Source organism: Clostridium estertheticum (assembly GCF_011065935.2).
In the GTDB taxonomy this organism is placed as follows: domain Bacteria; phylum Bacillota; class Clostridia; order Clostridiales; family Clostridiaceae; genus Clostridium_AD; species Clostridium_AD estertheticum_A.
In genome coordinates this window covers 1,577,159-1,602,093 of the sequence record NZ_JAAMNH020000001.1, presented here as the reverse complement: position 1 = coordinate 1,602,093, position 24,935 = coordinate 1,577,159, and the positions used below count along the sequence as shown (strand labels likewise).

The window sequence follows — 24,935 nt, the reverse complement described above, 5'->3', positions numbered from 1 at the left end:
GTGGCTTTTCTTAAGATTTGCACACCACTGGCGTTATTTTTTTAAGAATTCCATTCCAAGTTCGAAATCACTTTTTTTTCATTGCTTTTTCTATAGTTCCACTTTTTAATTCATATGCTAGAGATAAGATATTAGTTATAACTTTACTGAGCTCTTGGAGCTGTAATTGAGATCTATTAAGGTCTACTCCAATTTTAGGTGTTAAGATTTCTTCATCATTCAAAAGATATGGTTTAGGCTGTGTTTGCAAACGATTTTCATACTGATTTTTAGCTTCTTCTAGTTGACCAAATATCATTGTAGAGAGCATACTGATAGGGTGCCTATTTTGTTGTTGGTTCTCCAAAAGTTGTGCATATAGGCTTCAATTTTAATTAAGATTGGGTGAAAGCCTTTGCAAAAGAGCAAAATTAGTGTTGGCAAGTGCACAACTTTTTGAGACCAATTGCTAAACTTTTATATTGACAAACACAAGGTATAGTTCTTTATTATACAACGTACAAAACTTTGATTTTTATCTTCTATGTGTACTATCAGTACTATGGATTTTTCTAGTATAGTTAATACATGAATGGTTGCCGTACCCCTAATATACATCCAAAATAAGCATTGTAAGGTTCTAATGCTGCAATAATTGCTCCAAATATCACTGCAAGCGCAAAATCTCTCGTATTAAACATTCTCATAGCACCCCTAAAACCTCTATACCCATATCTTCCAAGTAATTGAGCGAAATATAAAGCTGCAGACACAACCATTCCAATAATTATCCTAATTATGGAGTTTATTCTATAATTTTTATAACTACAGCTATTAGTTATTGTTTGAGCATCTGCCGCTTTAGATACACTCTACAAACAATCTATAACATCATATAAATAAGAGATTGTTTATCCTTTTGGATCAATTTCACTGTCTAATGTCCCTTTTGTTTCATTATAATTAAAATTCACAATGTTTCGTGATGGGTCTTCCTCTGGTTTTAAATAATTTTCATTTGAAGTGTATGTGGCTTTTGTGGTAGTAGTAGTAGTAGTAGTAGTAGTAGTAAGTAGTAGTAAGTAGAAAGTAAAACTTCTAGTTTTTACTATTACCTCGAAGGTCCTAAATTTATGTTTGCTACAAAGAATCCTTTAGTGTCCCATTTATATTTCTACCTTATTGCGGTAAATCTTGAATCCGTTCCTCACCTTCAATATAGCTCCTTAATAAAGGATATCAAACTTACAATAACACAGAATATTACTATAAATGCAGCTACTATAAGTACCATTATTAATAAATATATAGATAACTTTGTTCCCCTTTTACCTTCTTCCGTAGTAAATTCATCTTCCTCTTCATTTTTTGATTTTTTTTTTATTAACATTAATACTACAAGCAAAAATGACGATATAGCAAGTAAGAATATTGATGAAATGAACGAAATACTTTTTAATGTATTCATTATAAATTCCTCCTTCTAAATTTTGATAGTAAGTTTTGTCACTGTTATAAGAAAAATTAGTTATTTATGAAATTAAGCCAGATCTTAAGAAATAAACAAGCACATTCCTCGCCTGGCTTAATTCAAAATATAATAAAAGCACAAGTAGAAAAGGTAATCAACAATATTTTCAAAAGGTACCTCACTAAAGTGTCTATCTATTTAGTATGAAATAACTGATATTTCTTACTTTGTAATAAGAACTTTTTACCTCCTATATTGAAATCCTTTCTTAATTAACTACTATTAACTTTTAGCTTTTTGGTGTCTGACGAAGTGTATATCCCCATTAGGATTTCCATCAGCATGATCAAGAGCGACTGCTATTGCTGATCCAATACTTGCTCCATTTAAAAACCACTCACAGGCATACCCAACTATAGAAGTAATTCCAGGAATAGAAAAACCCACTACCATCATAGATAATGATCCAATACAGCCCTTTAACATTGTAATCAATTTCTTTTTTGTATTTTTAGCCGCTTCTTTCCATAAATACTTCCATGCCATATATGTGCCTCTTACACCTATGATTGCTAATCCGAAATTGAGAGCCATTATTAAACCATCAATAAGCAAGGTTGCTTTTCTAACTGAGATAAACCCTGTTGGATCACTTGTATTTACGCAATCATTGCTACAATATGCAAATAAAAACTCCAAGTAGTTGTCCTTGTGCCGTTTGTAATATACTAGCATCATCCCCATTAATAAACCTTCCCAATTCCGCATTATAATATCTTGATTGCAAATAATATAATGACGTTTCAGTATCATAGCGATAACCACGGTATCTATAAGGATTCTTAACTCCAACGGTTGATGCAAGGGTTCCTGTAGTTGAAATTAATTTACCCCATAAATCGTAGCTGTAGCTTACTACTTCTGATCCCGTACTATTATCTAAACTTATTATATCCCCTTGAGCATTTCTTACATAGTAATATTCTACTCCATTTAAGTTCATACTTAAAAGTCTATCCTTACTGTCATAAGTATAGTAAATATTGTCTGTTCCATTTGTTTCAAAAGTTACTTTACCCCCTACTAAATTATAAGTTTTTGTAACTCCATTTACTGTTTTCTGAGTTCTTATACCTGAATCATTGTACTTGTATGCTATGGTGTTTCCATTTCCAGACATTGTTGCAAGCTGACATCCTTCTTCCCACGTATAGGTATATCCATTATAAGTTAGTGGATTTCCTATGGCATCATAGGTTATTGGTTTTGCTGTTCCATCATTGAAGGAGGTTAATTTATCCTTCCAGTTTGCATCACCATAAGTATAGGTAGAAGTTTTCGTTGCAATGCCCGGAGTTCCTGTAGTATAATCACATTCCGCTTTATTTAGTATATTTCCTCCATTATCATAGGTGTAGGTTATAGTTTTGTTTAATACTTGGTTATCTTCACGTGTAAGCTCATTTAGCTCATTATAGTAGTATTTTGTTACTTTTCCATTTTCAGTTATAGTTACGATATTTCCATTCTTATCATAACCATAAACTATTTCTTTTCCATTGTTAGTTAGTTTACTTACTCTGTTGGTGGTAGTATTTACGTCTTTTCCTGCTTCAAATTCATAACTTGTGTTAAGCTGAGCACTTCCTGTGTTCGTTACTTTCCCTTGAAGTCTTCCTAGTGAGTCATAATTATTAGTTACTACATTACCTTTATAAGTTGTAGTTTTGGGCTTATTTTCTTTATCATAAGTATAACTTGTAGTGTAGTCTACGCCATTTAAATTCTCTGAAGCACTGTTTAAATTACCTTCCACATCATAAATATTCTTTTCAGTGTTACCCTTCGAATCTACTGTTTTCACCAGCCTATCAGACATATCATAAATATATTTGTAGTTTACCCCATTAACTAGGTCATCATTGCTAGCTACATTCCCACTAGCATCATAGCCGTATTTAAACCTATCTAACCCATTATATGTACTACTGATTACTCTATCAGCACTGTCATAGCTTGATCCTACTATTTGGCCTCAACTAATCCATTTACTGCATAATTTCCATCTATATAACTTCCTACAGATGTCTGTACTCCTGTGAAATCTTTATAGCTTGCAGCAGTGTTTACATATCTTGCCCCATTTAAGTATAGAGTACATTGTAATCCTCCTGCAATTACCTTCCACTCAAGAGCAATAAAGTTCCAATCAGTTGTGTTAATTGCTGCTGTTGATGTTACTACTGTTTTCCAAGCTCCTAAAGTGTCTCTAACAGCCACATTTACCTTGTTGCTAGTATCTATATATGCACAGAGTAGTTCACTGTTACTTCCCTGGGATGTAAATAAATATCTTGTAGTACTGCTGCCTGTAGATTTTGTCCATGCACTCATAGTTCCTGCATTTTTACTTAGGCCAAGATCATATAAGGTTTTTGTTCCACCATTTGAAGAAAGTACAGTTTTTCCATTTTCATCTTTTGCATAAACTGCGCTATCTGATATTGGTTTCGTACCTTTTGTACCATTTGTAGTACCACTTAGTGGGAATATTTCTAAGCTGCTTGATGAAGCTATGGAATTTATTCCTGTTAATTTATCCATTTCATCATAAGAGTTAAAAACAGTATTGCTCTTACTATCCGTTACACTGTCTAAGGTTCCTTTTGTTTCATTGTAATTAGCATTCACAGTGTTTCCAGATGGATCCGTCTCAGATTTTAAATAATTTCCACTTGATGTATATGTCGAGCTTGATTTTATAACTGGATCAGTAGCATTACTACTTTTTGTGGTATTAGTGAGTGGATTTCCAGAACTATCATAAGTAAATGTATCCGTAACATTTTCTGGCGATGTTGCGTCATCCATATTATGATCGTTATCATACGTACTAGTAGATATATTACCGTTTGCACTTGTTGTTTTTACAAGGTCATTATTTGCATCATATTCCGCTGCTGAGGTTACTCCATTAACGTCAGTGGTTGTTGTAGGATTTCCATTCCCATCATATTGATAGCTTGTACCAAATTGTTCCTTATAAAGCTGAAGCCCATCAAATTCGGCTGAGTTCTCATTGCCATAATATAAAGCATATACATTTATGCTTTTATATGCACCTCCTGTATTAACTTGTGCTGATACATACTGCCAATCTGTAGAATCTTAATTAAACGGCACCACTTGGTAACTATAACTACCATCCGTTTTTTCTATAGCCACATCTAATGCAAAGTATCTAGTCCCACTTAATGCAAAATATGAAGAAGATAGCTAGACTACTATCTTCACTGCTTTTTAATCTTATAACAAAACATTTAGTGGCTTTTTTAAATTTATACATATTTCAGAACGCTATCGCATAATTGCATGTAAAAAAACCAGTATAATAAAAAATTATACTGGTTTTGTAAACAATCTGAGAACTCGCCTTCCAGCGAGTTCTTTATTTTAGCGGAGAGAGGGGGGTTCGAACCACCGGAACGGAATAACCCATTCGCCTGTTTTCGAATCACACTATGTACTTTACATATAATGATAGCCAGTACCGTTCAATGGAATATAGTATTGCTAATACTATGGTGCTGGCTACCTTTACTTATATGACCTCAAACTATTATTAAGATCTAAGCTCAAAGGGATAATACTCGCTTTATTTCAACGATGAAGTTTTGCTAAAATTTGTTTGTTTAAATCCGGTGATAATAATTCTACAACCTCATTAACGTCATTTGTGTCACTTATTAAATCATTTTCAAACCCAAGCTGTCCTTTTTTGCTAAATGCGATGAATCCACCGTTTGAAAATGCAAAATAATTTTTGACATATAAGGATATATTATAGCCCTCATAAGGTATTCTTTTAAGTTCGCCTGTTTCACTGCTTCTGTGTCTGAATTCTTTCATAAACAAATCTATAAAATCCTTGTTTTCAAAAATATACGAACGCGAATTATCATCGCTAGTCGTCAACTTAATTCTATCAACTATTAGACTTTCATTCGTTGCATCAGGAAAAGAATAGCCCTTTTTTGTATAAAGTACTCCGTTAAAGAACAAAAATATATGTTCTTTATCCCCCTTAAAACCATATGCATTATAGACATTTTTGTAATTCGTATGAGAAGTATAATCAACCAAATATACGGAAATTTTTTCATTTAACTTTGCCCCATTCGGTTGCCAGACTTCTGTTTCATTATGGATATAATCAGCCCCATTATATTTAATATGATCATATTCATTAAGTATAAGGCTATTACAACCTGTAAGGCCAACTAATATAAAGCTTATAAGTATTAACATAATTATTTTTTTAATTTTAAACACCTACCCTCTAAATTGTATATTTTTAGTATATATTACAACAAGTACCAAACTGCTAAAAATTGATATTCTCTGGGATCTCCATATGCAATATCAATTGTTTTGCCGCTTCTATTCCAGTTGTATCCTCTTTTAAGATATTTTATGGTCACATTGGTAGAATAATAAAAAATACAGCATGTGTGAAAAACTCAGCTGCCATATTTACAGGAGGCAAACCAATAAAATTATATCCAAATCTCCAGCTCCACTTTCCTGCTATATGTATAATATCCCATGCATAAGCGAGGCAAAAAGATCTTGATAAGAAAGCTGGGTTATTCTTAACATGAAATCCATTAATATGACCATATCTATCTTTTGTCCATCCAAAACCCGAATAATTTTGAGCCCATTTGCCTGTAGGATCGCTATTGTTTACGGGGTTATTATAGCAATAAGCAAATAAATTGCTCCCTAATAATACACCTACCATATCTTGTAATAGTGATGCTTGATCCCCATTAACAAACCTTCCCCAATCCGCATTATAATATCTTGATTGCAGATAATATAATGCCGTTTCAGTGTCATATCTATAACCACGGTATCTATAAGGATTTTTAACTCCAACAGTTGATGAATCGGTTCCTGTAGTTGATATTAATTTGCCCCATGAGTCGTAGCTGTAACTTACCACCTCTGCTCCATCACTATTATTCAATGCTATTATATCCCCTTCGGCATCTCTCACATAGTAGTATTCTACGCCATTTAGGTTCATACTTGCAAGTGTATCATTACTATCATAAGTACAGTAAATATTGTCTGTTCCATTTGTTTCAAAGGTTACTTTATCTCCTACTAAATTATAATTTGTTGTAACTCCGTTTACTGTTTTCTGAGTTCTTATACCTGAGTCATTGTACTTGTATGCTATAGTGTTTCCATTTCCAGACATTGTTGCAAGCTGACGTCCTTCTTCCCATGTAAATGAAAGAAAGAAGAAAGTCCTCTTATTCAGACTTTCTCCTTTCCTTTAGTTTCTAAATTCATAAAGCTATTAGAATCTTCATTTATAAATCTATTGGTAATATGAAAAAATCACACTAAATGTAATTACATCTTTTAAGTATTTTTTCTTAGTAATTTATCAAAAAACCTTATTAAAAATATTACCCCCCCCATTATTACAATTGAAAACCCAATTATATAAATATAATTCTTTTTTATAATTCCATGGTCTATCATATCACTAGCGTAATAATTTACTGAAATAATATATATAGAAATAGTTATAAACTTTAATATCCGTATGAATTTTAATTTTTTCTCCATTACTAGCCTAGCCTTTCATTATTAATTGTTGCACTAAGTGCACTAATATTTTTTTGTTTTATAAGGTATCATAAAAATCATTTACCAATAAATATGGATGCGATGAAAACTCTACACCCACACTAGGCTCGCTCTCTAGAGCATTTTTACCTACAATTAATAAATTATAAATATCTAAATAGTTAACCATTTATTATTAGGCCTTGGATCTTTTGAATCTAACCACTTAGCAACTGCTGTACCTATATCAAGATAGTTAATAAAAATATCTACAGCAGCTCCTCCCCCCCATGCAAGTCTTCTAGCTCCCCATTTAACTAATTCGCTTACAAGAGTACGAGTAAATAATCTTTTAGCTGCTTCTACACCAGCTCTTCTTATATACATCTTTATAGCTCCTAACCCAACTCCACCTATAGCATAGCTAATTGCATAATTAAATAGAGCTGCTGCCAATCTTACTGAAATAATATTTACTGACCAATATCCACTCAGATCACTATTCATAATAGGATTACTAACGCAATAAGCAAATAAGTTAGCTCCTAACAGTTGTCCTTGTATTAACTGCAATACAGCAATATTATCTCCATTAATAAACCTTCCCCAATCCGCATTATAATATCTTGATTGCAGATAATACAAAGACGTTTCAGTGTCATAGCGATAACCACGATATCTATAAGGATTCTTAACTCCAACAGTTGATGCAAGGGTTCCTGTAGTTGAAATTAATTTACCCCATGAATCGTAGCTATAACCTACCACCTCTGCCCCAGTACTATTATTTAAACCTATTATATCCTCTTGAGCATTTCTTACGTAGTAGTATTCTACGCCATTTAGGTTCATACTTACAAGTTTATCATTACTGTCATAAGTATAGTAAATATTATCTGTACCGTTTGTTTCAAATGTTACTTTATCGCCTACTAAATGGTAAGTTGTTGTAACTCCGTTTACTGTTTTCTGAGTTCTTATACCTGAGTCATTGTACTTGTATGCTATAGTGTTTCCATTCCCAGACATTGTTGCAAGCTGACGTCCTTCTTCCCACGTATAGGTATATCCATTATAAGTTAATGGATTTCCTATGGCATCATAGGTTACTGGTTTTTCTGTTCCATCATTAAAGGAGGTTAATTTATCCTTCCAGTTTGCATCACCATAAGTATAAGTAGATGTTTTCGTTGCAGTACCAGGTGTTGCTGTGGTATATGCATATTCAACTTTGTTTAATATATTTCCTCCATTATCGTAGGAATTAGTTATAGTTTTGTTTAATACTTGGTTATCTTCACGTATAAGCTCATTTAGCTCATTATAGTAGTATTTTATTACTTTCCCATTTTGAGTTATAGTTTCAATATTTCCATTAGTGTCATAAGTATAAACTATTCCATTTCCATTGTTAATTAGTTTGCTTACTCTATTAGTGGTAGTATTCGCTTCTTTTCCTGCTTCAAATTCATAACTTGTATTAATCTGAGCAGTTCCTGTGTTTGTTACCTTACCTTGTAGTCTTCCTAATGAGTCATAATTATTAGTTATTACATTACCTTTATAAGTTGTAGTTTTGGGCTTATTTTCACTATCGTAAGTATAACTTGTAGTGTAATCTACACCATTTAGATTTTCTGAAACACTGCTTAAATTACTATCTGCATCATAAACATTCTTTACAATGTTACCTTTTGAATCTACTATTTTCACTAGTCTATCAGCACTGTCATAGCTTGATCCTACTATTTGGCCATTTCCATAGGTTGAGTCTAAAAGCTTTCCTGTTCTTGCTTCATAGTTATTTGTTATTAGATTTTGGGTTCCTACATTTACTTTTGTGTTATTTCCTAACCCATCATAATTAAAAGTATAATTGGAACCATTGTTAGATACGGATTTTATTCTATCATTCTCGTAACTGTATTTATTGTTTACAGTATTTGAATCTAAATATTTTCCCCTTTGAGTGTTATAGATATTTAATATTGCTGTAGACCCTAAATCCGTATTTGAATAGATATATTCATCAACTAATCCATTTAGATATAGAGTATATTGTAATCCTCCTGCTACCCCCTTCCACTCAAGAGCAATGAAGTTCCATACGCTGTGTTAATTGTAGTCGTTGATGTAATATTGTCTTCTACTTATTGTTTGCTACAACCCAATAAGCAGCAATAGCTGCTACTCCAGCCACTGATGCTCATTCTAAATTCTAATTAATTCACTGTTTTTTCTAAGTAGCAGTTGCTTTAGTTGGGTGCGAAGAGACCTATTTGTTGTTTTTTGATCCAACATACCCGAGAACCTAACAGAAATCGGGTACATTAGCAGATTATTTCTGTTTGCTAATTTTTTTTATTTGATTTATTATATAAAAGTTTCCCTATTAATGTACTTACAAAACAAGCCATTAAAGCTGGTATTAAACTTATTATAGGTTTATGTGAGCAAATAGAGATAACAATGGCTATTAATAAAATTATTACTGAATAAACCACAGATTCTAAAATGAAATTTAATAATTGATTATCTGATTTTTTCATAATATCTCCTTTATACATTAAAGTTATGGTTGTTTTTTAATATTAACTTTTATATTATATATATTACAATAATTATTTTACTTTTTTAAAAAATCTTTATCAGCAATTTAAATGTAGTTTTAAAATGAAATGTATATAGTAACAACATCTAAGTATATTTTATTATAAAATATTTTTAGTCAATGTATATTAAGTGTTACTAACTTATTTTTTAACAATATTTTAGAAGTCGAGATATTTGTTATTTGGTATTTTATCTTTTGAATTTAAGAGATTAAAAATTACACCTCCAGGATTTGTAAAGTAAGATGCAATTGAGAATACACCACTTAGAAGTCCTGTTATTTTGGTAATGGCACTAGCCTTAAATGATGCTTGTTTTAAAGCTGATCTCACCGCACGTTTAAGAGTTTTTTCTGCTAACTGTTTACCAATTTTATTTATTTGATTTCTATAAAGCGAGGCGATTTTCACCGTTCCTATTCCAAGTGCTGAAAAAATTATAAGATTAAATAAAGGCACTAAAAAATCTTTTGATCTAAGATAGTTCCAACTCCAATGCCCCGTTGGATCACTATTCATCACAGGATTATTAATACAATAAGAAAATAAGTTAGCTCCTAACAGTTTTCCTTGTGCTAACTGCAATGCAGCAGTAGCATCCCCATTAACAAACCTTCCCCACTCCGCATTATAATATCTTGATTGCAGATAATATAAAGACGTTTCAGTATCATAACGGTAACCACGGTATCTATAAGGATTCTTAACGCCAACAGTTGATGCAAGCGTTCCTGTAGTTGATATTAACTTGCCCCATGAATCGTAGCTATAGCTTACTATTTCTGCTCCTTTACTATCATGTAAGCCAATTATGTCACCTTGAGTATTTCTTATATAGTAGTATTCTCCTCCATTTAAGCTCATAGAAACAAGTTGTTCTGAACTGTCATAAGTATAGTAAATATTATCTGTTCCATTTGTTTCATAGGTTACTTTATCTCCTGCTAAATGAAAAGTTGTTGTAACTCCGTTTACTATTTTCTGGGTTCTGATGCCTGAATCATTGTATTTGTAAGCTATAGTGTCCCCATTTCCTGATAAAGCAGCAAGCTGACGTCCCTCTTCCCAAGTATAGATATATCCATTATAAGTTAGTGGATTTCCTATGGCATCATAGGTTATTGGTTTTGCTGTTCCATCATTGAAGGAGGTTAATTTATCCTTCCAGTTTGCATCACCATAAGTATAGGTAGAAGTTTTCGTTGCAATGCCCGGAGTTCCTGTGGTATATGCATACTCTACTTTGTTTAGTATATTTCCTCCATTATCGTAGGAGTAACTTATAGTTTTATTTAATACTTGGTTATCTTCACGTATAAGCTCATTTAGCTCATTATAGTAGTATTTTATTAATTTTCCATTTTCAGTTATAGTTTCGATATTTCCATTCTTATCATAACTATAAACTATTCCATTTCCGTTATTAGTTATTTTGCTTACTCTATTGGTGGTAGTATTTGCGTCTTTTCCCGCTTCAAATTCATAACTTGTATTAATCTGAGCAGTTCCTGTGTTTGTTACCTTACCCTGTAATCTTCCTAATGAATCGTAATTATTAGTTATTACATTACCTTTATAAGTTGTAGTTTTAGGCTTGTTTTCTTTATCATAAGTATAACTTGTAGTGTAGTCTACTCCATTTAAATTCTCTGCAACACTGCTTAAATTATCTTCCACATCATAAATATTTTTAACAGTGTTACCCTTTGAATCCACTATTTTCACTAGCCTATTAGACATATCATAAATATATTTGTAGTTTACCCCATTAACTAGGTCATCATTGCTAGCTACATTCCCACTAGCATCATAGCCGTATTTAAACCTATCTAACCCATTATATGTACTACTGATTACTCTATCAGCACTGTCATAGCTTGATCCTACTATTTGGCCATTTCCATAGGTTGAGTCTAAAAGCTTTCCTGTTCTTGCTTCATAGTTATTTGTTATTAGATTTTGGGTTCCTACATTTACTTTTGTGTTATTTCCTAACCCATCATAATTAAAAGTATAATTGGAACCATTGTTAGATACGGATTTTATTCTATCATTCTCGTAACTGTATTTATTGTTTACAGTACTTGCATCTAAATATTTTCCCCTTTGAGTGTTATAAATGTTTAATATTGATGTAGACCCTAAAGCTATATTTGAATAAATATATTCATCAACTAATCCATTTACTGCATAATTTCCATCTATATAACTTCCTACAGATGTCTGTACTCCTGTGAAATCTTTATAGCTTGCAGCAGTGTTTACATAACTTGCCCCATTTAAGTATAGAGTACATTGTAATCCTCCTGCAATTACCTTCCACTCAAGAGCAATAAAGTTCCAATCAGTTGTGTTAATTGCTGCTGTTGATGTTACTACTGTTTCCCAAGCTCCTAAAGTGTCTCTAACAGCCACATTTACCTTGTTGCTAGTATCTATATATGCACAGAGTAGTTCACTGTTACTTCCCTGGGATGTAAATAAATATCTTGTAGTACTACTTCCTGTAGATTTTGTCCATGCACTCATAGTTCCGGCAGTTTTACTTAAACCTAGATTATATAAGGTTTTTGTTCCACCATTTGCTGAAAGTACAGTTTTTCCATTTTCATCCTTTGCATAAACCGCGCTATCTGATATTGGTTTCGTGCCTTTTGTTCCATTTGTAGTACCGCTTAGTGGAAATATTTCTGAACTACTTGATGAAGCTATAGAATTTGTTCCTGTTAATTTATCCATTTCATCATAGGAGTTAAAAACAGTATTGCTTTTACTATCCGTTACACTGTCTAAGGTTCCTTTTGTTTCATTGTAATTAGAATTCACAGTGTTTCCTGATGGATCCGTCTCAGATTTTAAATAATTTCCACTTGGTGTATATGTAGAGCTTGATTTTATAACTGGATCAGTAGCATTACTACCTTTTGTGGTAGTAGTGAGTGGATTTCCAGACCCATCATAAGTAAATGTATCAGTAACATTCTCTGGCGATGTTGCATCATCTATATTGTGATCGGCGTCATACGCATTAGTAGATATATTACCGTTTGCACTTGTTGTTTTTACAAGGTCATTATTTGCATCATATTCCGCTGCTGAGTTTACACCATTAACGTCAGTGGTTGTAGTAGGATTTCCATTCCCATCATATTGATAGCTTGTACCGAATTGTTCCTTAAAAAGCTGAACACCATCAAATTCAGCTGAGTTCTCATTGCCATAATATAAAGCATATACATTTATGCTTTTATATGCACCTCCTGTTTTAACTTGTGCTGATACATACTGCCAGTCTGTAGAGTCTTCATTAAAAGGCACTACTTGATAACTATAACTACCATCCATTTTTTCTATAGCCACATCTAATGCAAAGTATCTAGTACCACTTAATGCTACAGAATTTCCATTTGCCCAACCTGAAACAACAAAGGTATCTTCAGTGTCGGACGATACGTTAATTTTTTGATATAGACTTTTATTTTTATCAGCCGATCCTGTAAGTCTAAACACTTTTTTAGTATTATCGAGTTTTGTTGGATAAGTAGTATCTGTTGATGCTATTAAAGTATCACTAGTAGTACATTCATTATTTTTAGTCCAAAAGTCTGGTGTGTCTGAACCGTAAATTAAGTTAGGATTTTCTATAAGATTATATCTATTTGCTGCGCTTCCATCCTCAAGTTGCATGCAGTCAAAATATGCTGTTCCTGTTTCTTCTGCTATCCCTGCTCTTGCATATACTGTAGTAGATGATGCATTAGCTGGCAGCGTAAAGGTTACTTCATTTCGGTCCCAATCCTTTGTACCACGTACAAAAGATGAATCTACTGTTTGAAGCACTCCACTCTCATTATAGTAGTTAACGAAGATTGAAGCACCTTTTCCATTACTATTAGAAATATTATCCGCTTTTACGTACCCCGATAAGGTATAGATTTTTCCTTTTTCAAGCGTTAACTGTTGATTGTAAAATTGTCTGCTATCTGAGTTAGTTTTTGATATTTTTAAAGATTGATTTCCTAAATACTTATTAGTGGTATCATAACTTCCTAGGCCAGTAGATGTAGTCCAATAAGTTGAAGTCCAATCACTACTTCCCTCTGCATTATGGTTCTTTAATAAATTCATTATTGACTTTTGAAGCTTAGATTCTAATTGAAGCTTGTTTTTATTCGTTGGTCCTTCATTATAGTTATAATACTTAGCATTTCCTTCATCATCTCTTACACTAATTGTATTACCTGTATTATTAAATTGGTATATATTCTTCTTTCCTCTAAAATCATTATATATTGTTGTATTTAGCCCATATACTATATTTATACCTTGTCCATCAGTGGCTGGACTTACATTGCTTTCGTGAATTTGTTGCACACGATATGGACTTGAAGGATAGTATATATACTGCATCTTATATCCATCGAAGTTTATAGCACTATTTAAATTATTATTGCTATCATATGTATACAAGGTATATTTTCCGTCTGGATATGTAATTCTTGAAAGCTTTATACCATCATATGAAAAGCTTGTTCTTCTACCACTTGGATCAACTATTCCTGTTAAGTAACCCTCTGCAGTAGATTCTAATTTGCTTACTCTTCCCGCACCATCTGTAACATACGCTAAGGTTGTACCATTATAATTTAATGTTAGAGTATTTTTATTATTATCTTTAATGGTGTATAAATATCCTCCAGGTACAAAACCTAACTCATTACCACCTTTATCTTTTATAATATATGATTTATCGGGGTTTACTGTTAACGTTAAATCTATTCCCGATTCATCCTTTAACGTAGTTGCTCCATCATCTTTGAAATAATTCTTTGTTCCATCTTCATCGGTATATACATAATACTTATCTATTCCTATGGTTTCTATCACGACTCTTTGACTTAAATTTAATCTCCAGCCTAAACCGTAGCCTTTGCTGATGTCTTTTTCATTACTATTGAATACATGATTTAAAGAAACGGGCATTTTATTTCCGTTCATACTTAAGTCATCATGCTTAAATACTAAGTTACCATTGTAATCATTGACATATCCTGTTCCTGCTCTACCAACTCTTTGTGAATGGTACGTCAAGTTATCTTCAATTCCCGAATTGTTAGTATATTGAATAGTTATTCTTGGCCTACCCTCTACAACTGCGGTATCCGAAGAAACAAACTCGTTGTATCCACAGTCTGGGCCTTCATTTTCATGTTGAAGCACTATACCATAGTTATTCCCTGTATTGTACCAATCTTTAACTGATGCTGTTACATCCCACAAATAACCATTTTGGTTTACATTTTGAACCATCTGAAAATCTTGAATTACCGTCCAATCATATCCCGGTTGATTATTCCATGTTAAAGTTTTTGAATCCCAATTTCCAGATGCCCTATAGGCATTAACTTGTCGTAAATTTGTATTATTAGTTGCTAAAGTTAAACCTAATTGTGCACTTGTTACCATATCTGCACTTGTAAGTACTGGAAGATCAAATTGCATATAAGTTCTTGTTTTCCCTGTTATAGAACCATAGCCTGTTTCTAAATACTGATTGTTATAATAATTTGTGGTAGGCTGGCTTGAACTAACAAAAGTATCATGTATACTAGTTATTCCTAAATTTGTTGTTACTGTTGGGTCAATTTTTATAGGGTACACTCTTTCACTACTATCTAGCCACTCTTTATTTGGCTTTAGTGATAATATATATCCAGCCTTTGTTTGAGTAAGCCCAATCTCTATATCCTTACTTTGCTGATTTTTTGCATCTATCATGTATGGTGCATCCATAGCGAAAACTTCTTTGGATGAATCCTTTGCATCATAGAATATTATGCTTTTATCTGCCTGTAGCTTTGCAGTTAGATTTTTTGAATTTATGTTAAACTCAAAATATGTATTGTCTGTGTTTTTGTTTATTACAATTGTTTCTTTTACATCCTCTGGCCTTACTTCATATTCTAAATTTACATCTTGATATATGTCTTTAAATTCTACTGTAGATGTTAGATTAGTTAATGTTTTCTTCTTATCGTTTTCTGATAAGTCCTTTAAGTAGTCTGTATTTTCAGGCTTTATCTGCGCTGAAGTACTATTTAAAACTTTAAGTAAATTATTATTGATTGACTGTGTTACAGTACTTTCTTGTACTGGTTCACTGTTTGTAGTTGTCTTTTCTACAGTTGGTGTTTGCTCTGCAGCAACTGGCTCCTGTATCTTGATTTCCTCCGGATTTACTGTATTGTTTTCAACAGTACTTGTACTATTTAAAGCATTAGTTGTAATTGTATCATCTGTTGTTTGAGAAGGTGATATACCGCTGCTTAAAATATCGCTTTCACTTGGCTTATTTATATTCCATGATATTTCATAACCATCTTTTTTAATGGATACAAGCTTTCTTGCATCAGACTTTTTCCCAAATTCAACTTTAAAATCATTACTCTTATTTTCTAATACATCATTATTTTCATCATCTTTACCCTCAATGATGTTATTATCAATATCCATCCATTTACCATTTTCTTTATAATGAGCCGCAAAAGGATAAACTACTGCTTCAAATGTTTTGTCCTCTTTTATAAAGTGTTTAACATACTTCTCTCTCTTTGACTCTACCTCCTGAAGTATCTTTGCTTCTTTTTTGCTATTTCTCTCTAATTGTGCAGATGACACTATCTTATTTGTTAAGTTCTCAATACCTTGTGCCAATGTAGGTATAGGCATATTAGAACTGATAAATGTAGCTATAAGAAATATTGACAGTGTTCTTTTGTAATTCCACATGTTGTCTGCACCTTTATTCATATTTTATACATATTATATTCACATTTCAATTATAATGTGAAATTTTCAAAAGTCAATGTAAGACTTGTTATAATATGTATAAATGTATTATAACGTGTCTAAATTTGTCATAAATTATTTATATTTCATTTACATTTTACACACAAAATTTTAACCTATATTTTACTCATATGCCTTTAGTGCTCCAACCTTCGTTCTATAGCCATATATGCGGTATAGATTATCTACGTTATGATTTATGTAATTGACTAATTTATTTATTTATTTATTTTAAAGAATTAGACAATATAAATGAATCTAGTGACACTTAAGAGATTTTCTTGTTTGGAAATGATATTTATGATACCCCAGTATGGCTTAAAGGAGATCCTGAAATAAGAAAAAGGTATTCCCCTCTAAATATTCAAGAGCTCGCAGAGCCTTTATCCGAAGGCGAAACCTTAGGCTTGATGATGTTTACATAGTAAATACCAAAAAAATAGAATTAGGGTGAACATAAAAGACATAGCTAGTGCTATTCATAAATATTGCAAATTAGCGTATTAAACTCATCCTCATATGTTGTGTTTTTGCTAACTCATTATCACGTTTAGCAGTTTAGTCTTCAGTTTTTTCTTTTGTTAAGATAGGCCCATGCAATATTTCTTGAAAAAATCATCCATTTGTTGCACTGGTATAAATAATTTGAAATTGATTTACAATATTTGGTATTGCAGTGCCTGCTGTCAAATATTTATTAATCTATGAATTTAAATAACCCTGTCTCACCCTGCGTGAAAGTGGCTCACTTTTAACGTATCAAAGGCTCTAATCGAGCATATTATTCATAATCTAATTAACAATTTCAATAAGTTAAATTTAGAGCTTTAACTCCTATTAAATTATTAATATTTTTCAAATTTCCAAGGATAATTATATGATAAATACCCAAAATCTTTTTTTTTAGATTTTTTTAATGGATTTTTAACTAGAATAAGTGCATTAACCTAAAAAGGCAATGCACTTATTCTAGTTAAAAATCACCATCTATTATATCGGATTCATCAATTTCACTAATTACTTCATTGATATTTTCAACAATTATACCTTCTTGCAGATCATCAACGGTTACTGCTGTTTCAATACCAATTTCTGTTTTAATTATACCATTCAAAGTAATGTTATCAATTTTAGATTCAATATTATCTAATTTTTCTAAAATGAGTTTGTATTTCTGATTGTCCCTTATAATTTCCACTATATAAGGTAGTTTGATTAACAATAAATTTTGGAGTATATTAAATTTATATAAAAAATCCGTATGTGGATAAAGAAAGGATGGGAAGTATATGAATTACTGGTTAGATAATGATCTATCTTTAAAATGTAAAAATTATGATGTTGGTAAATGATGGTCGTCATGCAATCTTTTCGGGTCTAAATAGTTTAAGAGCAAGCGGATATGTATACTTGCAGGAGGGCCGGAGTTCATTAGGTCAAGTTAGCGGATACACATATCATACTGCGGAAATAAGGAAGCCAGAGTGGTCGTTAGTTTACAGACAACAGAAACTTGAAGAAAGTTATTCTTCAGGACAATTTGATAAGCAGCCTTGGCTATACTTTTGGAATTTGAAAGACGCTATTTTTATTTATTTAACAGAAACAATACTTGAGGGTGATATAAAAGCACAGGTAGATGTAATGGTTTCAGAGTATTTGGAGCTTGTAGAACCAGAGTTTCATTTTGGGGAAATTGCATTAACCTATGAAAAGTTAGAGGAAGGTCAGATTGAACTTTTAGAAAAGTAAATTCATGTTCCCAAAACTGCCCTCGTCTTCCGAAAAACACAGCTCTTGCCAAACCATTAAGTTCTTCTCCTTTATTTAATCCAATCTGTATCCTTCTTAGTTCTGGATCAGAAGCATATTCAAGTATAAATATTGTTTTTTCAATCCTTCCCATTTCTTTTAATGCGTTAGCTAAGGTATTATTTCTAGAATATGAACCAAGTTTACCTAAAATTAATGCACTTGATACTTTTCCCTCAAAAATAGAATGAGAGAGCCGCAGAACATTATCATAGTTTGTTATTAAATCTGTATTTATTAATCCCGAAATAAGGTTATTAAATTTAGGGAATTTGTTTTTATCAAATGAAAAGAGTTTTAAGTCTGTTAGGTTCCTGAGTCTTGGGGCAAAATGAAACCCCATTAAGGACATAAGTGCAAATACTTGGTCGGTATAACCTGCTGTATCAGTATAATGTTCTTTTATTTGAAGTTCAGATTTATGCTTTAATAAGCCATCTATGGGGTAGTGCTCGCAAAACGCGGAAAATATACGTTAAGACAATTATTACCAAAAATATGTTTTATCAAAACATTCTGACTTAGAATTAATACTAAATAGTTCTAACTCAAAAAAGTATATAATATCAGTGTAAAACGTTGATAAATCTAGGGTCTAATCACTAAATGACAAATCTCTTATTTTTTTACTCAAAACAAGTTAGTTAAAGTATAATTAAAGTATTGATAATACTAACTTAAGGAATATGTTTAAAAAATATTTTAGAGTAATTAAAACACCGATATATTCAAAGAATTTTTTGAATATATCGGTGTTTTGGTAATAAGTGTCTTAACGTATAAAATCCGCGTTTTGCGGTTACTACCCCTTATTAGAAGAACTTGAGAAGAAACAATCAGCTCCAAGAGTTAAAAAAGATAATGCAGCGGCTGGTACCAATAAGTAATATTAAAAGAAAGAACCATCTAATATTTAGATGGTTCTTTCTTTTGGTCCACCGTTCTTGAGTTATCAAGTATTATAGAAAAATGCTTTCTTTTTTAATTGCCCATACATTCGGGTACAGCCGACATACCTTTTCCGGGTCTACAAACAAAGAGAACCATATTATATTATAAATCCTATTTTTGTAATTAATTACAAGCTTTTGGGCGGTAATCATGATATACTTATAAAAACAAATACATATTGGGAGGAATAAGAATGAAAAAACGATTAATAACCATTATTTTAAGTATTAGTATGGCAAGGACTTGAAGAAAAAGTTATTGTTAAACATGTAGGAACAGTTGACATTATTAGCTTGCCAAAGGGTGAACATTTCCCAACAACTCCACTAGAATCTCAAGAAATATCTAATTCTTTGGTATCTAATTCTGTTTCTGTACCCACTAATGGAGGAATACAGTATCAAAATTATAATAGCTATTACCAAGTATTAGTACGTGGAGTAGAAAACCATTTGGATGGTGTTGGTAATCATTTTAATATTAATGTTCAAAATAGGAACGGTATCGACAAAAATAATTTTCACATTACCTTTAAGAGTAAATCTTGGTATTCTAATAAATATTATTGGCAAATGAGTGATAGTGTTACGGGCATTGAACAAGAAATTGTAGGATATGGAGAACAAGCCGAGGCAGCATATGGTGCGGAAATTGGTGTATTATCAGAAATGACTACTGTATGTGGAGCGGAAGTAGAAGGTCTCGCAGCAGGTGGCGGATCTGTTATTATGAAGCTTCTACTAGCCTTACTATTATTATAGACAGAAGGGAGCTAACATGAACTTTTTCATAATAAAAAATACTATTAAGCGTTACGAACCGTTTACCATAAAAGAAGTATTTCAGAGCAGTCTTGATTGCGTAGTTCATTATGCAGTTTTTATTGATAATGACCCTTTTGAGCAAGAATTAGGGTTTGACATTATACCTATTGAGTATAATTATGCCTTGGGAACTTCAAGGGATACTGGAGTATTAGGGGTTAGTGAAATGCCTGTTAAGGTGGTTGACTCGAAAGATAATTATTTTTTAATGAAATTAGTAAAAATAATAGAAAAAAGTCTGAAAGATCAGCAAGCCGCTCTTAATAGTCTTCAAAATTTTCAAAATGAGTGGCTTACTAATCCACTAGATGATCCAATAAAACATAAAAAGGAACTTGAAGTTAATAAAAAAATGATTTTAGAGAAAAATGTAAGAATCAACTTTATTGAAGCTTCTAAGAAAAAATTTCTAATTAATTATCCAGATTATAAATAGTATTAAAACTTTAAAACATAATATATAACAAGGCTAGTGTATGCTAGCCTTGTTATATTTTCGATAGTATGATTTATAAATTTGGGTATATAAGGGGTAGCGTACACAAAAATGATATTTCGTACGCTAAGAAAAGCATATCCCCATAAATGTAATGATTTAGGTTGGAAAGTGTCCTAGAGGTCACAAAATCAATGTGCTATTTTTATAGTATATTTTATAAAACAATACATTCAAATACACAATAAGAAAAAAGGCTTTAGTTAAATTTACTATAAGCCTTTATATATCAACGCTTTATGCTGTTTTTACGAATGTAAGGTTTTAGAGAAAATCGTACATTCGTTTGTGACGTAATTTACGAATATTGAGAAGATGTCTCTAAATATCAGCTAAAGGATAATTTCCTTTGGTATCTAAAAATATTCCTTAGCATAGTGGGTTAAAGATAGAGAATATGGTATGTTGTCAGCCCAACTGCAATTTAAATATTTCTTTTCAGTTAACTCTCCAATTACACTTCTCAGGTGCCTATCTGTCTGTCTACTACATTCTAGTATGCTAAATCTTTCTTTAATATACTCAAAAAGATGATCCTCATTAGAATACTCTTTTGGTACTTCGCCAATTTTTATGTATTGATTTTTTTCTTTATCACGACTGCCCCCCCCTAATTTACCTTTTTAGCGGGATAGGCAAAACTTGTTCTTCATACCCCAATTATGCAATTAGAACCTAAACGATATACTCTATATTCATTGATTTCTACCTATTAAGATATTTATTTATGTGTTTTATTAATATTTCCTAAAACAATATAGTCACCTGAATCAAATCCTACAACTAATTCGCATAAGTTACTTAAATTTTGTAAAATACCCCAATCTAAAGTTTTAAAAATATTCTTAACAACTAAACATGCATATCCTAAATAAAGGATATATTCACCTACTTCTCTAACATTACTACTTTCATTCTTTAATATTATAGACATATCTCGTAAAGCCATTGAGTCAGCATATCTATCGTCTGGTAAATATAACTCATTATCTTCTTCATCATTTTCACTACTAGCTCCAGAAAGATAAAGAGAACACACTTCATACCCATTACTAATTCCGTCAAATAACCCAAACCATAATGAATCTACATCATCAATTGGAGGTTGATTTTTTAAATTATTCTCTACCCATTTCTTTAGGCTTAGTTCATCTTCTTCAAAATCCAATCCTTGTAACTTATCCCAAACTAAACTCTCGATATACCCTTTACAATGATCAATTAATTTTTCCATACCAATAGTTATACTTAAATCGGAATTTACTATCTCGCCTACATAATTGTATGATTTATTTATATTAAATTCCATTAAATATCCCCCCTTAAGCTTTTTTATACCACTTTTACTTTAGTAAAATTAAATCCTGTTAATTTATTAATTTTTATTATATTTTTAAATTTTTCAGATAATAATATTGACACATTATATTCTTTTAGTCTAAAAATATCAAAACTATTTATTTTATCTTCCTTTACTGCAAATGATGCAAACACATATTTACCAGGCATTAATTCAATATACTCAGACTGCCCCATATCAACTGCTTCTATCAAATTACATATATTAGCTACATAGTATTCCCCTAGCGCTATTCCTGTTTCTTTATTAATAATACTTAGCGGTAAATATTGTATGCCAGTCATATGAGCATTTTCAAAAGCCTCTCTAAACTTATTTGATACTATAAGCCACCTAAAATCATTACAAATATAGTCTGTAATTTCACTCCCGTTATCTGGTGTATAATTAAATGTGATTCGTTTATCCCAATTATAAAGATGATTACCTCTAATAATGTCATGCATACCAATGCCGTATAACTCACTATGGTAAGCCATAACACCATTTCTTTCATACTTTTTCATATCATATTGCAATGTAAAATAGTTCATATAAGTTCCTCCTTACCAACCTTTATTATATAACTTATCTGGATTTTTAATTATATAGTCTTTAACTATATTAAATCCCGACAAAAATTTCTGTGTATCTCCATTAGCTAGTTCATCAATAGCAGTAATAGCTTCCAACATATAATCATGATATTTATTACAATGTCTACCTATATGTTCCATGTATTCTAAATTCCATTCACGATTTAAATCTAAATTATATTTTGCAATTACTGCAGTTATTTGAGGAGTGTATGTCTTGCTTTTATTAGTCAAGAGGTGATGCATTTGTTTCACTATTTTTTTAACCTTATTTCCATTATTCTTTGGTGAAGATGGACCTCCTCCTCCAGTAGAAGTGCTTCCTGTGCTACCACTTGATGATGAACCACTAGTGTAAGTAATGTGGGTATTTCTATATCCTTGTACTGCTATATTCACTATTGTATATATAGCCACAGCAGCTAGGGCTATTGCTGCAACTGTTATTACAGTTGCTATTCCTGCTGGAATTGAAAATATAGCACCTACTCCAGCTAATAATGCTCCCCAAGATTCACCATCCTGATCAATTTTATTTATTGGATTATTTCCACAGTAGGCAAACAAGTTATGCGAAAGCAATTCGGCTGGTGTACCCAAATTCCTATCTGCATTAATAAACCTACCCCATTCTGGACTATAATATCTAGATTGTAGATAATATAACCCAGTCTCAGTATCATACCTATACCCTCTATAAAGATATGGATTCTTAACTCCTACAGTTGAAGCAAGCGTACCTGTAGTTGATACTACTTTACCCCATGCATCATATACGTAGCTTACTACCTGAGTTCCAGCTTTATCATTAAGTCCTATAATATCTCCCTGAGCATTTCTTATATAGTAGTATTCTACACCATTTAAGTTCATACTTACAAGATTATCTGAGCTGTCATAGGGGTACAGCCGACATACATGTAAAAATGAGCCACTTGTTGGAATTAATATTCAAACCGTGGCTATATAACGTTTTACAGATGTTGCACCAAGTCTATTTATTTTAAAATGTTTTTGGATTGTTTTTATAACCCCAGTGAAAGATATTTTAATAGCGTTATCAGAGTATAATAATGAAATATATCGTTAAATTTCAAATAAAACACTTAAAAGACGTATTTTGAAAATATTATCCCTGATGTGGCTCATTTTTACATGTACTATGGCTGTACCCGTTAAAGTACAATTATAGTATTGATAATACTAACTAAGTGAAGGATGAAAATGGAAAATAATAAAATGAAAAAAGGAAGCAAAACTTTTAAGGAATAGCTTTAAAATATACCTTAAAGTAATTAAAATACCGATATATTCAAAGAATTTTTTGAATATATCGGTATTTTGGTAATATATGTCTTAACGTATAAAACCCGCGTTTCGCGGTTACTACTCCTAATATAGTAATATTCTACACCATATTTGATTTCTCCTTTGATTCGGCATGAAAAGAAACGTCAACAGATATCATGACCTGTTGACGTTTTGTTGTTAGCTTCAATGAGCCCTTGTATGTAGTTTTTACACACTAGCATATGATTTCCTAGGATAGCGCCCTAGTAGTTCCCTTTTGGTACTCAATTGAGGTTTCAGGGCACTTTTTTTGCCTAATAGTTACCTCTCAATGCAGAATTCTAATTATACGGTATATACAATTATACTTTTCATTATAGAAATAAGTACCTGCTCTATTTTTTATAATTTTATATCTTTGCAGTAAGTTTGCTATAAATTATTGAGTCAGAAGCAGTTTTAGTTACACGCTTCATCTTTATACATCTGATTTTTCACACCTTGAAAAACTATTTGAGCATTGAATAACATTTATCATTGCATGTTCAATTTCCAATTTATTAAACTAATATAATTATATGATATTAAATTTTTAATATTTATAAAAAACCTAATACTGCAAATAATGCTACTAACCCAAGTAATAGGAATAAACCCACAAGCATAGCCATACTCATCACAAATTGTCTAATTTTCTTACTATCTCCACTTTCATTGACAATTCTATATCCCAATATTGATAATGTAGAAAATAACTCCACAAAAGCTATAAGCAATACAATTCCTTCTGTATTTTCATTCATATTACCATAATTTTTACCAATAACCACAGAAGCACATAATATTCCAAATAAAATAAATGAGAGTACAATACCTATCTTGTTCTTTTGTTCATCATGACTTTTTAATTCTAATATTCCATAAATTAGTACAATTAATATTATTCCTAAAAATATTAATTGATACTGAGGCTTAAAATGTTGTACTATTGACCCGACTAAAGTAGCTATTATTAGTATAAAAGCAGGTATTTTTTTTGTATTTTTACTCATATTTTCACCACTCCAAAT

Annotated in this window: 19 protein-coding genes and 1 pseudogene; 3 read left to right on the top strand and 17 right to left on the bottom strand. The window is 31.6% G+C overall.

Annotated elements, in window-relative coordinates:
• Positions 1-67: 67 nt before the first annotated feature.
• The 12 genes from G9F72_RS07370 to G9F72_RS07310 all read right to left on the bottom strand — a co-directional run bounded on the left by G9F72_RS07370 (position 68) and on the right by G9F72_RS07310 (position 17,671).
• The gene (locus G9F72_RS07370) at positions 68-310 is read right to left on the bottom strand and encodes a hypothetical protein (RefSeq protein WP_224676017.1); all 243 of its coding nucleotides are present in this window, start codon (positions 308-310) and stop codon (positions 68-70) included.
• 882 nt (positions 311-1,192) lie between these two features.
• Positions 1,193-1,447, bottom strand: coding sequence for a hypothetical protein (locus G9F72_RS07365; RefSeq protein ID WP_164956675.1), 255 nt, complete (start codon positions 1,445-1,447; stop codon positions 1,193-1,195).
• Positions 1,448-1,732: 285 nt separating this feature from the next.
• The gene (locus G9F72_RS07360) at positions 1,733-2,149 is read right to left on the bottom strand and encodes a hypothetical protein (RefSeq protein ID WP_164956674.1); all 417 of its coding nucleotides are present in this window, start codon (positions 2,147-2,149) and stop codon (positions 1,733-1,735) included.
• Positions 2,124-3,329 carry an RHS repeat-associated core domain-containing protein gene (locus G9F72_RS07355; protein WP_224676016.1) on the bottom strand — a complete coding sequence of 402 codons (1,206 nt, stop codon included), beginning with the start codon at positions 3,327-3,329 and terminating at the stop codon, positions 2,124-2,126. The genes G9F72_RS07360 and G9F72_RS07355 overlap by 26 nt, the downstream gene beginning before the upstream one ends.
• A 146-nt stretch (positions 3,330-3,475) precedes the next feature.
• The gene (locus G9F72_RS07350) at positions 3,476-4,321 is read right to left on the bottom strand and encodes a LamG domain-containing protein (protein ID WP_164956672.1); all 846 of its coding nucleotides are present in this window, start codon (positions 4,319-4,321) and stop codon (positions 3,476-3,478) included.
• Between the two features lie 95 nt (positions 4,322-4,416).
• Positions 4,417-4,554 (bottom strand): hypothetical protein, encoded by a 138-nt coding sequence (locus G9F72_RS07340; protein ID WP_224676015.1) that lies wholly within the window; start codon positions 4,552-4,554, stop codon positions 4,417-4,419.
• A 556-nt stretch (positions 4,555-5,110) separates the two neighbouring features.
• The gene (locus tag G9F72_RS07335) at positions 5,111-5,758 is read right to left on the bottom strand and encodes a hypothetical protein (protein WP_224676014.1); all 648 of its coding nucleotides are present in this window, start codon (positions 5,756-5,758) and stop codon (positions 5,111-5,113) included.
• A 169-nt stretch (positions 5,759-5,927) separates the two neighbouring features.
• Positions 5,928-6,719, bottom strand: a complete 792-nt coding sequence (locus tag G9F72_RS07330) for an RHS repeat-associated core domain-containing protein (protein ID WP_164956670.1) — start codon at positions 6,717-6,719, stop codon at positions 5,928-5,930.
• Positions 6,720-7,270: 551 nt separating this feature from the next.
• On the bottom strand, positions 7,271-8,809 hold the full coding sequence (locus G9F72_RS27355; RefSeq protein ID WP_224676013.1) for an RHS repeat-associated core domain-containing protein: 1,539 nt from the start codon (positions 8,807-8,809) through the stop codon (positions 7,271-7,273).
• A gap of 638 nt (positions 8,810-9,447) precedes the next feature.
• On the bottom strand, positions 9,448-9,645 hold the full coding sequence (locus G9F72_RS07320; protein WP_164956669.1) for a hypothetical protein: 198 nt from the start codon (positions 9,643-9,645) through the stop codon (positions 9,448-9,450).
• Between the two features lie 222 nt (positions 9,646-9,867).
• Complete coding sequence (locus G9F72_RS07315) at positions 9,868-16,518, bottom strand: DNRLRE domain-containing protein (RefSeq protein WP_224676012.1); 6,651 nt, start codon at positions 16,516-16,518, stop codon at positions 9,868-9,870.
• 1,012 nt (positions 16,519-17,530) lie between these two features.
• Positions 17,531-17,671 carry a hypothetical protein gene (locus G9F72_RS07310; RefSeq protein ID WP_164956667.1) on the bottom strand — a complete coding sequence of 47 codons (141 nt, stop codon included), beginning with the start codon at positions 17,669-17,671 and terminating at the stop codon, positions 17,531-17,533.
• Between the two features lie 221 nt (positions 17,672-17,892).
• Here G9F72_RS07310 and G9F72_RS07305 point away from each other — a divergent pair, with 221 nt between their 5' ends.
• On the top strand, positions 17,893-18,309 hold the full coding sequence (locus G9F72_RS07305) for a hypothetical protein (protein ID WP_224676011.1): 417 nt from the start codon (positions 17,893-17,895) through the stop codon (positions 18,307-18,309).
• 7 nt (positions 18,310-18,316) lie between these two features.
• Here G9F72_RS07305 and G9F72_RS07300 read toward each other — a convergent pair.
• Positions 18,317-18,811 (bottom strand): annotated as a pseudogene (locus tag G9F72_RS07300) (Tn3 family transposase); the annotation flags it as partial.
• A gap of 802 nt (positions 18,812-19,613) precedes the next feature.
• Between G9F72_RS07300 and G9F72_RS07295 the strand changes: the two are divergent.
• On the top strand, positions 19,614-20,081 hold the full coding sequence (locus G9F72_RS07295; RefSeq protein ID WP_164956666.1) for a hypothetical protein: 468 nt from the start codon (positions 19,614-19,616) through the stop codon (positions 20,079-20,081).
• A 16-nt stretch (positions 20,082-20,097) separates the two neighbouring features.
• Positions 20,098-20,580 carry a hypothetical protein gene (locus G9F72_RS07290; RefSeq protein ID WP_164956665.1) on the top strand — a complete coding sequence of 161 codons (483 nt, stop codon included), beginning with the start codon at positions 20,098-20,100 and terminating at the stop codon, positions 20,578-20,580.
• Between the two features lie 781 nt (positions 20,581-21,361).
• Here the strand turns inward: G9F72_RS07290 and G9F72_RS07285 are convergent.
• The 4 genes from G9F72_RS07285 to G9F72_RS07270 form a co-directional block, all read right to left on the bottom strand.
• Positions 21,362-21,949 carry a hypothetical protein gene (locus G9F72_RS07285; RefSeq protein ID WP_164956664.1) on the bottom strand — a complete coding sequence of 196 codons (588 nt, stop codon included), beginning with the start codon at positions 21,947-21,949 and terminating at the stop codon, positions 21,362-21,364.
• 23 nt (positions 21,950-21,972) lie between these two features.
• Positions 21,973-22,533, bottom strand: a complete 561-nt coding sequence (locus G9F72_RS07280; RefSeq protein WP_164956663.1) for an Imm43 family immunity protein — start codon at positions 22,531-22,533, stop codon at positions 21,973-21,975.
• Positions 22,534-22,545: 12 nt separating this feature from the next.
• The gene (locus tag G9F72_RS07275) at positions 22,546-23,448 is read right to left on the bottom strand and encodes an RHS repeat-associated core domain-containing protein (protein ID WP_164956662.1); all 903 of its coding nucleotides are present in this window, start codon (positions 23,446-23,448) and stop codon (positions 22,546-22,548) included.
• A gap of 1,016 nt (positions 23,449-24,464) precedes the next feature.
• The gene (locus G9F72_RS07270) at positions 24,465-24,917 is read right to left on the bottom strand and encodes a hypothetical protein (protein ID WP_164956661.1); all 453 of its coding nucleotides are present in this window, start codon (positions 24,915-24,917) and stop codon (positions 24,465-24,467) included.
• Positions 24,918-24,935: the final 18 nt, after the last annotated feature.